This is a genomic window from Azoarcus sp. TTM-91 (genome assembly GCF_012911025.1).
GTDB lineage: Bacteria > Pseudomonadota > Gammaproteobacteria > Burkholderiales > Rhodocyclaceae > Azoarcus.
The window spans coordinates 1-12,783 of sequence record NZ_WUEI01000119.1 but is presented as its reverse complement, the minus strand read 5'-3'; the positions used below and the strand labels follow the sequence as shown (position 1 = coordinate 12,783).

Annotated in this window: 9 protein-coding genes and 1 pseudogene; 1 reads left to right on the top strand and 9 read right to left on the bottom strand. The window is 70.3% G+C overall.

Annotated features, from left to right (window positions below; genetic code table 11):
- Positions 1–218: 218 nt before the first annotated feature.
- The 8 genes and pseudogenes from GRF61_RS20590 to GRF61_RS20555 form a co-directional block, all read right to left on the bottom strand.
- Positions 219–1,241: a FecR domain-containing protein gene (locus GRF61_RS20590; RefSeq protein WP_169152496.1), complete on the bottom strand. Its 1,023-nt coding sequence runs from the start codon at positions 1,239–1,241 to the stop codon at positions 219–221.
- Positions 1,238–1,765: a sigma-70 family RNA polymerase sigma factor gene (locus GRF61_RS20585; RefSeq protein ID WP_169152495.1), complete on the bottom strand. Its 528-nt coding sequence runs from the start codon at positions 1,763–1,765 to the stop codon at positions 1,238–1,240. Before GRF61_RS20585 ends, GRF61_RS20590 begins: the two co-directional genes overlap by 4 nt.
- 365 nt (positions 1,766–2,130) lie before the next feature.
- The gene (locus GRF61_RS20580; protein WP_169152494.1) at positions 2,131–3,414 is read right to left on the bottom strand and encodes a glycerate kinase; all 1,284 of its coding nucleotides are present in this window, start codon (positions 3,412–3,414) and stop codon (positions 2,131–2,133) included.
- 94 nt (positions 3,415–3,508) lie between these two features.
- Positions 3,509–3,898, bottom strand: a pseudogene (locus GRF61_RS20575) (MFS transporter); the annotation flags it as partial.
- A 130-nt stretch (positions 3,899–4,028) separates the two neighbouring features.
- Positions 4,029–5,783: an ABC transporter ATP-binding protein gene (locus GRF61_RS20570; protein WP_169152493.1), complete on the bottom strand. Its 1,755-nt coding sequence runs from the start codon at positions 5,781–5,783 to the stop codon at positions 4,029–4,031.
- On the bottom strand, positions 5,780–7,582 hold the full coding sequence (locus GRF61_RS20565; RefSeq protein ID WP_169152492.1) for an ABC transporter ATP-binding protein: 1,803 nt from the start codon (positions 7,580–7,582) through the stop codon (positions 5,780–5,782). Before GRF61_RS20565 ends, GRF61_RS20570 begins: the two co-directional genes overlap by 4 nt.
- Positions 7,579–8,829 (bottom strand): permease, encoded by a 1,251-nt coding sequence (locus GRF61_RS20560; RefSeq protein WP_169152491.1) that lies wholly within the window; start codon positions 8,827–8,829, stop codon positions 7,579–7,581. The genes GRF61_RS20565 and GRF61_RS20560 overlap by 4 nt, the downstream gene beginning before the upstream one ends.
- On the bottom strand, positions 8,819–10,741 hold the full coding sequence (locus GRF61_RS20555) for a TonB-dependent receptor (RefSeq protein ID WP_169152490.1): 1,923 nt from the start codon (positions 10,739–10,741) through the stop codon (positions 8,819–8,821). Before GRF61_RS20555 ends, GRF61_RS20560 begins: the two co-directional genes overlap by 11 nt.
- Positions 10,742–10,972: 231 nt before the next feature.
- On the opposite strand from GRF61_RS20555, the gene GRF61_RS20550 reads away from it, so the two are divergent.
- Positions 10,973–11,887 carry an AraC family transcriptional regulator gene (locus tag GRF61_RS20550; protein ID WP_169152489.1) on the top strand — a complete coding sequence of 305 codons (915 nt, stop codon included), beginning with the start codon at positions 10,973–10,975 and terminating at the stop codon, positions 11,885–11,887.
- Between the two features lie 425 nt (positions 11,888–12,312).
- Here GRF61_RS20550 and GRF61_RS20545 read toward each other — a convergent pair whose 3' ends face one another.
- Positions 12,313–12,633 (bottom strand): multidrug efflux SMR transporter, encoded by a 321-nt coding sequence (locus GRF61_RS20545; RefSeq protein WP_169152488.1) that lies wholly within the window; start codon positions 12,631–12,633, stop codon positions 12,313–12,315.
- Positions 12,634–12,783: the final 150 nt, after the last annotated feature.

Here is a 12,783-nt window from a genome sequence, read left to right as displayed (position 1 = left end):
GGGGAGCAATGGGGGCGAGCGCGGCGGGCAGGGTGCGCCGCGGCGGGATCTGGAGCTGGGGCTGGGGCATGACTTCCTTCCGGATGCGTGGTTGATGTGGGGAAGCCACGCGGGCGCCTCGCGGGGTTCCTGGCTGGTTAACACGCGAGAAAGGAAAAACTGCCGGCGGGCTGCGCTTTTTTTTTGGATGCGCGGCGGGTGCCGGCCGCGGCGCGTTTTCAGCGCAGCGCGACGGTGGTCCAGTAGCGGCTGAAACGCTCCACCCGCAGCGGCAGGATGGTCTCCAGCATGGCCAGGGCACCGTCGATGTCGTCCAGCGGGAAGGCGCCGGTCACCTGCAGGCCGGCGGCGTCGGCGCGGCAGCGCAGGAAGCCGCTGCGGTGGCGGTCGAGTTCGGCGATGAAGTCGGCCAGCGGCATGCGGTTGGCGATCAGCATGCCGCGCGTCCAGGCGTCCTCGCCGGGGTGGAGGGAGCGTTCCGGCAGCAGGGCGTCGGCGGTGAAGGCCAGTTGCCGGCCGGCGGGCAGACGCCGGGCCGCGCCCTGGCCGGCGGGGCGGATGTCCACCGCGCCTTCGAACACCGCCAGCCGTATCGGCCGCCCGGGCGCGTCCAGCCGCCGCACCGAGAAGCGGGTGCCCACCGGCAGCAGGGCGCCGTGCTCGGTGCTGACGACGAAGGGGCGCCCGGCGGCGTCCGGCGCGGTGCTGACCATGATCTCGCCGCTGCGCAGCAGGATGCGGCGCTGGCGCTCGTCGAAGTCGATGTCCACCGCGCTGCGGCTGTTGAGCACCAGCTGGCTGCCGTCGGCCAGCCGGTGTTCGCTGCGCTGGCCGGTCGCGGTGTGGAGGTCGGCGCGCAGGGCCTGCCAGGCGGGAACGTCCTGCAGCGCGTCGCGGCCCTGCCAGGCGCCGAGGCCGACCGCACCCAGGCCCAGCATCCACTTGATGCTGTCACGCCGGTGCCGGCGCAGGCTGGCGCGCGCCTGCTCCAGCGTGGCCGCGGCCAGCGGCGCTGGAACGGCGCGGGCGCTTGCCCGCAGCTCGCGGCCGAGGGCGCTCAGGCGTTGCCAGGCCAGCTCATGCTGCGGGTCCAGGGCGCGCCAGTCGGCACAGGCCTGGCGGGTGGCGGGGCGGTCGTCGTGTTGCAAGCGCACGATCCATTCGGCGGCCTGGGCCACCACCGCGCTGGCGAGGGCGCCGGCCTCCGGCGCCAGCGGCGCGAAACGGCCGGGAGGGCTCATCGGGCGGCGGCCGGCAGGTCGGCGTAGATCGCCAGGTAGCAGTGCTGCAGCGCCGCCGCTGCTTCCTTGTGCACCACGTTGAGGGTGACGCCCAGCTGGCGGGCGATCTCGGCATGGGGCAGGCCTTCGAGCTGGGCGAGGAAGAACACCTGGCGGCGGCGCTCCGGCATGCCGTCCAGCAGGCGCAGGATCTCGTCCAGGGTCTGGATCACGGCGAGTTGTTCCTCGGCGGAAGGGGCGTGGCCCTCCGGCAGGTGGGCGAGGGCTTCCAGGTAGGCCTGCTCCAGCGCCTGGCGGCGGAACTGGTTGATCGCCAGGCGCTTGGCGATGGTGGTGAGGTAGGCGCGCGGGTGCTGCAGCGCGGGCGTGCTGCCGGCCCGCCACAGGCGCTCGAAGGTGTCGTGGGCGAGGTCGGCGGCGCGGTGGGCGCAGCCTAGCTTGCTGCGCAGCCAGCCATGAAGCCAGCCGTGGTGGTCGCGGTAGAGCGTGGTGACGGTGTTCGAGAACGAGTCGGCGGTATTCAAGCTGGGCGCTCCGCTGAGGCTGGCTGGGGCCGCGATGGGTCGGACGGGCTTGGCTGACCGGTTAACGGGAATGGTTCTTATTTTCGGGTGCGCTTTCGCTGGCGTCAATCGCCGCGCTGCAGGACCTTGCCGGCGCCCCGCGGCCGCCCGGGCTGGCGGGTTTTTCCGGGCTGCGAGAATCGGGCGGCAGCCTGCCGGCCTTGGCGGGCCGGCGGGTGCGGTTTGGGCGGCGGCTCGCGGCTGGATGTCGAGAGGTCGTGGGGAGGTGGGGCTGGATGGAAGCGGTCCAGCGCCTCGCTGAGGGAACGGGCTGAGGGGGAGTCGCTTGCCGGCGGGAAGCCGGCTGAAAGCGTCGCTGCTTCGCCTCAGGTGGCGGCGGGCACGGTGACGAGGATGGCGCGGAAGTCGTTCACATTGGTCAGCGTGGGGCCGGTGACCACCGCGTCGCCCAGCGCGCCGAAGAAGCCGTGGCCGTCGTTGTCGTCCAGGCTGTCCTTGGGGCGCATGCCCAGCGCCCAGGCGCGGGCCAGCGAGTCCGGCGCGAGGTAGGCGCCGGCCACTTCGTCCTGGCCGTCCACCCCGTCGGTGTCGCCGGCCAGGGCGTGGATGCCGGCCGCGCCGTCCAGGGCCACGCCCAGCGCCAGCAGGAACTCCACGTTGCGGCCGCCGCGGCCCTGGCCGCGCACCGTCACCGTGGTTTCGCCGCCGGAGATGAGCACGCAGGGCGCGCTGAAGGGTTGGCCGCGCAGCTGCACTTGGCGGGCGATGGCGGCCATCACCTTGCCGACGTCGCGCGCTTCGCCCTCGATGCTGTCACCGAGGATGTAGGGGGTGACGCCGGCTTCGCGGGCGACGCTGGCGGCGGCTTCCAGCGCGAGCTGGGGCGCGGCGACGATGCGGGTCTCGTTGCCACGCAGCCGCGGGTCGTCCGGTTTCACCGATTCGCCGCTGCCGTGTTCCAGGATGGCGTGCACATGCGGCGGCAGCTCGATGCCGTAGCGGCGGATGATGGCCAGCGCGTCCTCGCAGGTGGTGGCGTCGCCCACCGTGGGGCCGGAGGCGATGTCGCCCGGGTGGTCGCCGGGTACGTCGGAGATCAGCAGCGTCACCACCTTGGCGGGATGGCAGGCGGCGCCCAGGCGGCCGCCCTTGACCGCCGACAGGTGGCGGCGCACGCAGTTGATCTCGCCTATGGTGGCGCCGCACTTGAGCAGGTCGCGGGCGATCTGCTGCTTGTCTTCCAGGGTGATGCCGTCCAGCGGCAGCGCCAGCAGCGCGGAGCCGCCGCCGGAGATGAGGCAGAGCACGGTGTCGTCGGCGCTGAGGCCGGCGACGGTGTCGCGGATGCGCCGGGCGGCGGCGAGGCCGGCGGCATCCGGCACCGGGTGGGCGGCTTCGACGATCTCGATGCGTTCGCACGGCACGCTGTAGCCGTAGCGGGTCACCACCAGGCCGGAGAGCGGGCCCGGCCAGTTGTCTTCCACCGCCTTCGCCATCGCGGCCGAGGCCTTGCCGGCGCCGATGACCACCAGCCGGCCCTTGGGCGGCGGCGGCAGGCAGGCGGGAATGCAGTGGGCGGGCTGGGCCGCGTCGATGGCGGCCTGGAACATGCGTTGCAGCAGCTCGCGCTGCGGGGTGGGGGTGCTCATTGGGCTGTAATCCTCCGGCGAGGCGGGAATGCGGCGGTGGCGGGCGCTGGGGGCCGGTCGCGCGCGTATCAACGATTAACGCTCTTTGCTGGAGCGCGCAAGACCAGCATGCCCCGATCAGCACGCGTTTTTCCTCCTCGCCCAGCCACTTGGCGCTGGCGATGCCATCGTTCTGCAGCAGGTACACCAGCAGGCCCGGCAGCACGGTGGGAATGCCCTGCAGCCGGAGCATCCACTGCCAGCCGGCGAGGCCGCCGTGGCCGGCGAAGGATTCCATCATCCAGCCGGATAGCGGGCTGCCGAGCACGCTGGAGACGGGAATGGCCGACATGAACAGGCCCATGATGCGGTAGCGGCGGGAGGAGGAATACCAGCCGCTCAAGTGCAGCACGATGCCGGGAAAGAAGCCGGCCTCGAACACGCCGGTGATGAAGCGCGGCGTGTAGAAGCCTTCCGGCGTCTGACGAGATGAAAAAAGGCGCACGCATCGGCCGGTGCGTGCGCCTGTTGTTGTGAAGCCAGGAGGCGGCGGCAAAACGAGCGCGATGGGTGGGGGCTCCTGCGGCTGTTTCGATTGGCCGCCCTGGGCTCGCCGATGCGGACGATGTCGCAATTCAGCGAGCCGCCCGGAGACCCCAACGCGCTGCCCGCTCTTGGCATGCCCACAGCCGGGCGTACAGGCCGTCCTGCGCCAGCAGATCCTGGTGCCTTCCTTGCTCGGCCAGCCGGCCTTCGTCCAGCACCAGGATCTGGTCGGCTGCGCGCGTGGTGCGCAGCCGGTGCGCGATGACCACTACCGTGCGGTTCCTGGCCAGCGCCGACAGCGCCTGCTGGATTTGCGCCGCCGACGAGGCATCGACGCTGGCGGTGGCCTCGTCCAGCAGCAGGATGGGTGCGTCCAGCAGCAGCGCACGGGCGATGCTGATGCGCTGGCGCTCGCCGCCGGACAGGCGCGTGCCGTTCTCGCCGACGGGCGTGTCGTAGCCCTGCGGCAGCTGCGCGATGAAGTCGTGCGCTCCTGCTTGCCGCGCGGCGGCCTCGGCTTCCGCGCGCGTGGCCTGGGGCCGGCCCAGGCGGATGTTGTCCAGCACCGAGCCGGAGAACAGCACCACGTCCTGGAACACCATCGCCACCTGCCGGTGCAGATTCTCGCTGCCGATGGCGCGCAGGTCCTGCCCGCCGATGCGGATGGCGCCGCGCTCCACGTCCCACAGGCGCGCGATCAGGTGCACCAGCGTGCTCTTGCCGGCGCCGCTGGGGCCGACTACGGCGGTAACGCTGCCGGCCGGCAGGGTGCAGGAGACGCCGCGCAGCACCGGCTCGCCCGGGACGTGGCTGAAATGCACGTCGTCCAGTTCGATGTCGTGGGCGGGGGGTACGGCGGGCCGTTCCGGCTCCGCCAGGCAAGGCTCGGCCAGCAGCGCGCGCAGCCGTTGCAGCGCCTGGCGCGCATAGCGCAGTTCGAGGAAAGCCAGGCCCACCTCGAAGAGCTGGCGGTACACCGGCAGCGCCAGCACCGCGAACAGCAGTAGCGTGGCGCCGTCCAGGTCGTAACCCAGGCGCCGCGCCCCGACCCAGACCGCCAGCGCGAAGGCGGCTTCCACCGCGAAGCCGAAGGCCACGATCAGTGGCGTCGGCAACAGCTCGATGGCCAGGGCACGGCGGCGCATCGCCGTCAGCGCCCGTGCCAGCCGCTCGAACACCAGCCCGCCGCTGAGCCCGCCGAAGGCGCGCACGACGGCGATGCCCTGCACGTAGTCCAACACCTCGGCCTGGCCTTGCGCATTGGCGATGTGCGCCTTGACGGCCAGCTTGCCCAGCACCTGCTGTGAAACGGCCAGCACGCCGAAGGCCAGCGGCAGCGTGGCGCCGACCAGCAGGCCCAGGCGCCAGTCCACGGCAATGAGCAGGGTGGTGACCAGCAGCGGTACCAGCAGCCCGCCGAAGAACACACCCAGGAAGTGCGCCCAGATGTCTTCCACCACCTGCAGGTCGCTCACCAGCGCGCCGGCGAGGGCGCCGCTGCGCTGGCGGGCGAACCAGCCCAGCGGCAGTTGGCGCAGGTGGTCGGCCAGGCGCAGCCGGGCCTGGCCCATCGTCGCGTAGGCTCCAGCGAAGGTGGCCGGCATGGCGCGGCGGGCGCAGGCGATGCGCAAGCCGAGGCAGAGCAGCAGGCCGGCCGCGACGGTGGCGGTCTGCGCCGCCGGCACCGGGCCGCCGAGTAGGGCGGACAGTAGCCACCACAGCAGGCCATAGGGCAGCGCGGCGAACAGCGCTTCGGCGGCGGCCCAGAGGAGCCCGGTGCGCAAGCGCGGATCGGTGTGGCCGCCGGCCAGTTCACGGCCGGCCAGCATCAGGTCGCGCATCATGGCCGGTCCTCCGAACCCTGCTGCCGATCGATGAGCTGCCAGTCGGCCGCCTGCTGCTGGTCATCCCACAGCCGGCGGTACAGCGGGCAGTCCGCCAGCAAGGCGTGGTGCCGGCCCTGGCCGGCCACGCGGCCGGCCTGCAGCACCACGATGTGGTCGGCATCGACCACGGTCTGCAACCGGTGCGCGATCATCAGCACCGTGCGGCCTTGGCAGGCCTCGGCCAGCGCCTCCTGGATCAGCCATTCGCTCTCGGCGTCGGCATGGGCTGTGGCCTCGTCCAGCAGCAGGATGGGGGCGTCTTTCAACAGCGCGCGGGCGATGGACAGGCGCTGGCGCTCGCCGCCGGACAGTCGCGCGCCGCGCTCGCCCAGCGGCGTCTCCCAGCCTTGCGGCAGGCGCTCGATGAAGTCCAGCGCGCGGGCGGCACGGGCGGCGGCGCGCAGCGCATCGTCGTCGGCGTCGGGCCGGGCGATGCGCAGGTTGTCGCGCACCGTGCCGTGGAACAGCATGACTTCCTGGAACACGATGGCGATGCGGGACAGCAGTTCATCGGACGGCCAGTCGCGCACGTCATGGCCGGCTATGCGCACGCAGCCGGCGCTGACATCGAACAAGCGGGGGACGAGGTGCGCGATCGTGCTCTTGCCGGAGCCCGAGGGGCCGACCAGTGCCGTCACGCCACCGGCGGGGGCTTCGAAGCTCAGGGCATTCAGCGCCGGAGCCTCGTACTCTCCCCGCCCCTCGTAGGCGAAGCCTACGTTCTCGAAGGCGATGCCGTGCGGTTCGGCACGTGTCGGCAGGGCGGTAGGTGCTGGCGTCTCGGCCAGCGTCGGCGCCTGCAGCACCGTGTTGATGCGCACCAGCGCTTCGGCCCGCCGCGCCTGCTCGCCGAAAGCGAAGGTCAGCCGCAGCAGTGGCTGCAGCACGGCCGGCGCTACCAGCAGGAAGAGCAGCACGGTGGCGGTATCGACCTCGCCGCGCGCATGCAGCCAGGCGGAGAGCGGCGCCACCACGACCAGGTTGGCCGTCAGTAGGCCGACGAACACGGCCCAGCCGGCGGCCGAGGAGCTTGCGTAGCGCTCGACCCAGCGCACGGCGTCCTCGATGGCCTGGCCGAAGTCGCCGAAGGCGCGGGCCGACAGGCCGAACACCTTGACCACCGGGATGCCGCGCAGGTACTCGACGATCCGCCCGGCAATGCGGCCCTGCACCTCATGCCATTCGTGCATGCGCGCCGCCGAGCCGCGCAGCATGCGTATCTGGAACAGCAGCGCCACCGGTAGCGGCACGAGTGAAGCCAGCGCCAGCCGCCAGTCGGCCATGAACAGCAGGGCCAGTGCCGCCAGCGGCACAGTGGCGGCGGCTGATGCGTCGGGCAGCATGTGGGCGAGGAAGCCTTCCATGGCCTGGGTGTCGTCGATCACCGTCTTGCGCAGCACACCACTGCCCTGGCGTGCGAAGAAGCCCATAGGCACCCGCAGCAGCCTCTGCGCCAGCGCCAGCCGCAGGCGGTAGAGCACAGCGAAGGCGCCCCAATGGGCGAAGCCGTGCGACAGCGCCATCAACACCCAGCGTGCCAGTACCAGCGACAGCGCCAGCAGGGCCAGATTGCGGATCTGCGTCACGTCGGGCTGCGCGGCCGCCAGTTCCACGGCGATGCGGTAGAGCACCCAGAACGGAGCCAGTGACAGGGCTGCGGACGCCGTGGCCAGCAGGGCCGCCGCAGCCAACGAAAAGGGCGCCATGCGCATCAGGGCACCGAAGCGCGGTGCCGGTCCGGATGATCCCATCTTCATCGTGCTGCTTCCCGCGGCATTTGCAGCCGCGCCACGGCCAACGCCATCAGTGCCAGCACCACTGCACCGGCGCCCCAGGCTGCTGCGAAGGCGGTCCCATAGCCCCAGCGTGCGCCGAGCCCGCCGATCGCGCCGGCCGCCACGGCGTTGGCCACGCTCTCGCAGCACTGCATGGCGGTGTAGTCGGTGCCTGGACGCTCGGGCGATGCCCAGTTCATGAACAGCGCCCAGATCGCTACGTACAGCGCGCCGGCCGCCATCGCTTCAACGCCGAAGGCCAGCGCGAGCCAATACGTCTCGCTGACGCCGGCCGCATTCAGCCCCCAGGCGGTGCCTAGCAGCAAGGTCGCCAGCCCGGCACTGGCCAGCACCGCGCGCCGGTTGCCCAGCCGGCGTACCAGCGGGATGCCCAGCACGACGCCGCCGATGGCGGTGGCGATCAGGCGCACGGTCTGCAGGCTGCCGATCTGCGTGAGATCCAGGGGACGATCCACCAGCCAGGGCTGGACCAAGGTTTCCACCGCCGTGCTGGAGAACTTGAACACCAGCGCGAGCAACAGCGCCCAGCCGAGGTCGGCATGGCGGCGCAGGTCGCGCAGGCGGGCAGGCGTTGCCGGTGCTTCCATTGGTGACACGAAGGGATGGCCTGCGGGCGCTGCTGTCGCGGCCAGCCAGCGCCGATCGAGCATCAAGGGCAGGTACAGCACTGCCAGCAGTGCGGCCAGGCCCGCCATGCCACCGGCCCAGCCGATGCGCCCGATCACCATCAACAGCCCGCCACCGCCCACCAGCATGCCGGTGATGAAGGCCGCCACCTGGATGGCGTTGGCGGGGCCGGCCGCACGGCCCTGAAGGCGCGTCACCGCGTAGGCGTTGGTGGCAATGTCCTGGGTGGCGGACAGGGTGTTTAGCAGCAGCACACCCGCCAGCGCCGCATGCAGTTGCGGCCCGGGCGGAAAAGGAATCAGCGCCAGCGTGGCCAGCACGATGAAGGCCTGCATCGCGCCGACCACGCGGCCGTGGCCCCAGCGCGCGCAGGCGTTGTCGACGGGCGCGGCCCAGAGGAACTTCAGCGCCCAGGGCAGGAAGGCCAGGCCGATCAGGCCCACGTCTTCCACGCCATGGCCGCCCTGGCGGATCAGTGCGCCCAGTGCGTAGAAGGCCAGGCCCGAGGGCAGGCCCTGGGCCGCGTACATCAGGGCCAGGGCGCGGTATTCGCTGGCGTGCAGGCGGATATCAGAAGTCATACGCGAGGCTCACACCGAAGGTGCGCGGCGCGCCCCGCACGGCCAGGACGCCGCCTGCGCCATCGCTGATGGCGCGGGTCAGGTACTTCGCGTCGCCCAGGTTCTTGCCGTACACCGTGGCCGTCCAGCCCTTGGCGTACAGGCTCAGGTGCGCATCCGCCAAGGTGTAGGGACCGTCGTCCTGGCGATTCGTCTGCAGGTACACACGGCCGATGTGCCGCACTGCCACGCCCATTTCCCAGTCGGCGGTCGGGCGCCAGGTCATCGTCGCGCCGATGGTGCTGCGCGGGGTGGCCGAGAACTGCTGGCCGGCATAGTCGGTGGTGCCGCGGGTGTATTCGTCGTAGACCGCCCTCACATAGCCGATCTGGCCGCCCAGTTGCAGCGTGCGCACCGGGCGCAGCGTGCCGCTGAGCTCGATGCCCTGGCTGTGCGAGCGGCCGGCGTTGTCGGTCATGGTGACGCCGCCCAGGCCCTGCACGACCACCTGCTGGTCGCGCAGTTGCGCGTGGAAGGCGGTGGCTTCCACGCTCCAGAGGTTTTCCGCGCCGCGGATGCGGTAGCCGAGTTCGGCGTAGTTCACATACTCCGGTTCGTACGGATCGCCGGCGGCCACCGGGCTGGTGGCGTAGATGTTGAAGCCCGCAGCCTTGTAGCCGCGGGAGACCTTGGCCCACGCGAACTGCCGCTCGTCCGGTTGGTACTCCAGCGTCAGCTGGGGCAGCCACACGGTGTTGTTGACGTCGCGCTGCAAGCTCTGGACGGCGCCGTTCTGGTCGCTCCTCCATTCCAGTTCGCGACGGTCGCGGGTCAGGCGCAGACCGGCCGCCAGGCGCCACTGCGGCGCGAAATGCCAGCCGGCTTCGCCGAAAGCGGCCACCGTGGTGCCGTCCACCTGTGACTGCGTGACACTGCGGAAGTACGGCGCGTAGTCGTACAGGTAGGGGCGATCCATGCCGGTGCGGGCCAGGTAGAAGCCAGCCATCCAGTCCCAGGGGCTTGATGCCGTGGCCGTGCGCTGGAGGCGGGCCTCCGCGTGGTGGCTCTTGAGGTCCATGTCGTAGCCATTGGTGGCGCCGAACACGGAGCTGGGCAGCCAGTAGCTCCACCGGGTGCGGCTGCTGCCGGCCGCCATCGTCACGCGGGTGTTGGCATCCAGTGGCCGGGTGTATTCGGCGCTGAGCACGGTGTAGTCGATGTCGTTGGTTCCGGCCTCGCCCTCCACCGACTCGCGGTCATCGACATGGTCAGAGCGCAGGAACAGGTCGTTGTCGCCCTTGCGGTCGAGGTGGTGCAGCCCCAGGCGCAATTCGCCGCCGGCCTCGTCGCGATGCAGGAGCTTCAACCGCGCGAAATTGCTGCCCCAGCCGGCGGTGTCGCTGCGCCCGAGGTTGCGGTTGTCGATGTAGCCGTCGCCCTGGTCGCGTCCCAGCGTCAGGCGTACTGCCGTGCGATCGGACAGGGGCAGATCGACACCCATGCCCACGCGCCGGTGGCCGTAGCTGCCAGCGTCGATCTGCGCGCTGCCCCCGAAAGTGAAGCCGGGGTCGCGGCTGCGCAGCGCCACCAGACCGCCGATGTAACCCTGCCCGTGCAGCAGGCTCTGCGGGCCACGCAGGACTTCCACATGGTCCAGGTCGAAGAGATTGCCGGCGAGGCTGGTCAGCGGCAGGGAGACGCCGTCGATCTGCACCCCCACGCTGGCGACGTCCGATTCCTCGTCGCCGTGGCCCATGCCGCGGATCACGATGGTGCCCGGCCCGCCAGAGAAATCGGAGAAGTACACGTTGGGCAGCTGCTGCGCCACATCGTCCAGGTACTGCATGCCTCCGCTTTCGAGGGCATGGCCATCGACCACGCTGACGCTGGCAGGTGTCTCGAACGCAGGCAGGTTCTGCTTGGTGGCCGTCACCACGACAGCTGGCAGGGTTGGGGGGAGAGGCGTCTCGGATGCGGTTTGCGCGTGGGCGGAGGAAAGGAATGCGCCTGTGGCGAACGCAAGGCACAGGCTGGCCGCGAGGGGCTGTCGTTGCGGAGGAGTCATGGTTCTCTCGGTGAAAAGTCTGTGCTCTAATGATGTTGATTCTCATTTAGATCGTCTGCCCTGAGCGGGAGTCGCAATACCCGAAGAAGGAGTCTTTCCATGCCGGAGATCCCACTGGTGGACGTGGCGGGGTATCTCCCGCCCGACCTGATGCACAGGCCCGAGCTATGGCCCGCCGGGCCGCAGCGCAGCGGGGCTTACGCCAATGGACGCGGCTTGTCTGCCTTCGCCAGTCGCAGCGAGTACGGAGCGCCGACCACCATCGCGGTGATGGATTCAGAACATCGCCTGCATCTGTCGGTCTGGCTGCGCGATGGGATGTCGGTAGATGCCGATGGCTGGCGCTTCCGGGTGGCCGGGCAACAGACCGTCGCCGGTTTCATGCCGGGGGCGTGCTGGAAGACGTGCTTCCAGGGGGCTGTGCACCACGTGGGGCTGCTGGTCGATCCTGGATGCCTCGCCGCTTTGGCGGGGGAGGCGGGAGTGGATTACTTCGATGGTCTGCGACGCGATGGCTGCTTGCGTATCCAGTCCGGGGACGCTGACACGTTGCGCGTGGCGCGTGAGTTGGATGCTGTGTTGCTGAATCCAGCCAGCCTGGGCTTGATGCGCGAGGTCAAGAGTTTGGAACTGCTGGCGTGCCTGCTGTTGGCCAACCGGCGACAGGCCCAGGCAGGGTTGAATTCCAGGACGCGGGAGCGCCTGCATGCGGCGCGCGAACGGCTGCTGCGCGACCTCGCGCAAGCGCCCACGCTGGAAGAATTGGCGGCGGAATGCGGGCTCAATACTTTCGCCCTCAAGCGTGGTTTCAAGGCGCTGTTCGGTATGCCCGTGCATGCGCTCTACCAGCGCGAGCGCATGCGCCGGGCTTGGACGTTGATCGCTTCCGGCCAGATGACGGCCGGCGAGGCGGCCAGTGCGCTGGGCTACAGCAACTTCAGCCATTTCGGGGCAGCGTTCCGGCGTGCGCACGGCATGTTGCCGGGGCAGGTGCGGCGGCATTCCCTCGCTTGACGGACGCAGCGCCGTTACGAGCGTTATCGATGCTCGATCCAGCCGTCGGCGGAGATCGTGAAGCGATGGCGAGCAACCGCGAACCGAATGGAGGAATGGGCGTTCGCCCATGCATTCACTTGGGAACTGTTGCCTCGCTTTTCGAGGTGGAGAAGAGGTACTGCGAGATGAATTGCGGGCCTTGAGCCAGCCGTGGTCGGCATCACCAGTTGGATCGCCCGCAGGAGCCAGCCGCAGGGCAGCGCGCCTGGGGGAGGCGCGCGAGGGTGGTCGAACGCCCTCTGGGCTGCTTGCGCAACTTTCGCGGACTGCGCGTCCGTTTCGAGCGGCTCGCTGTCATTCACGGGCCTGCTCTCGAAATCGCCTGCTGCGTCATTTGCTGGCGACATGTGCGAAAGGCATGAGCCTCACTTTAGCGGCACTTCTTAAGGCGAGGCGCTCAGCTTCATCAGCACCAGCCCGCAGACGATCAGCGCCGCCGCCAGCAGCCGCATCGGCGTCACCGCCTCGCCCAGCACGGTGATGCCGACCAGGAAGGCGCCGACCGCGCCTATGCCGGTCCACATCGTGTAGGCGGTGCCCAGCGGCAGGCTACGCATCGAGATGGAAAGCAGGGCGAAGCTGATCACCATGGCGACCAGCGTGACGGCGGTGGGAAGGGGCCGGCTGAAGCCCTCCGACATTTTCATCGACCAGGCCCAGACGACTTCGAACAGACCGGCGGTGATGAGGTAGAACCAGGCCATGATGCGGCCCTCCATGCAGGGCCGGGCCGTCCCGGACGTTTTTCCCGGAGTGGGGGAGGCCGTCCTCCTGCGCCAGAGCGAGGCGCGCGGCGCAACGCGGTTCAGAAGTGAGGTGTTCTCCCCTCGCGGGAGAGGGGCGGGGGAGAGGGA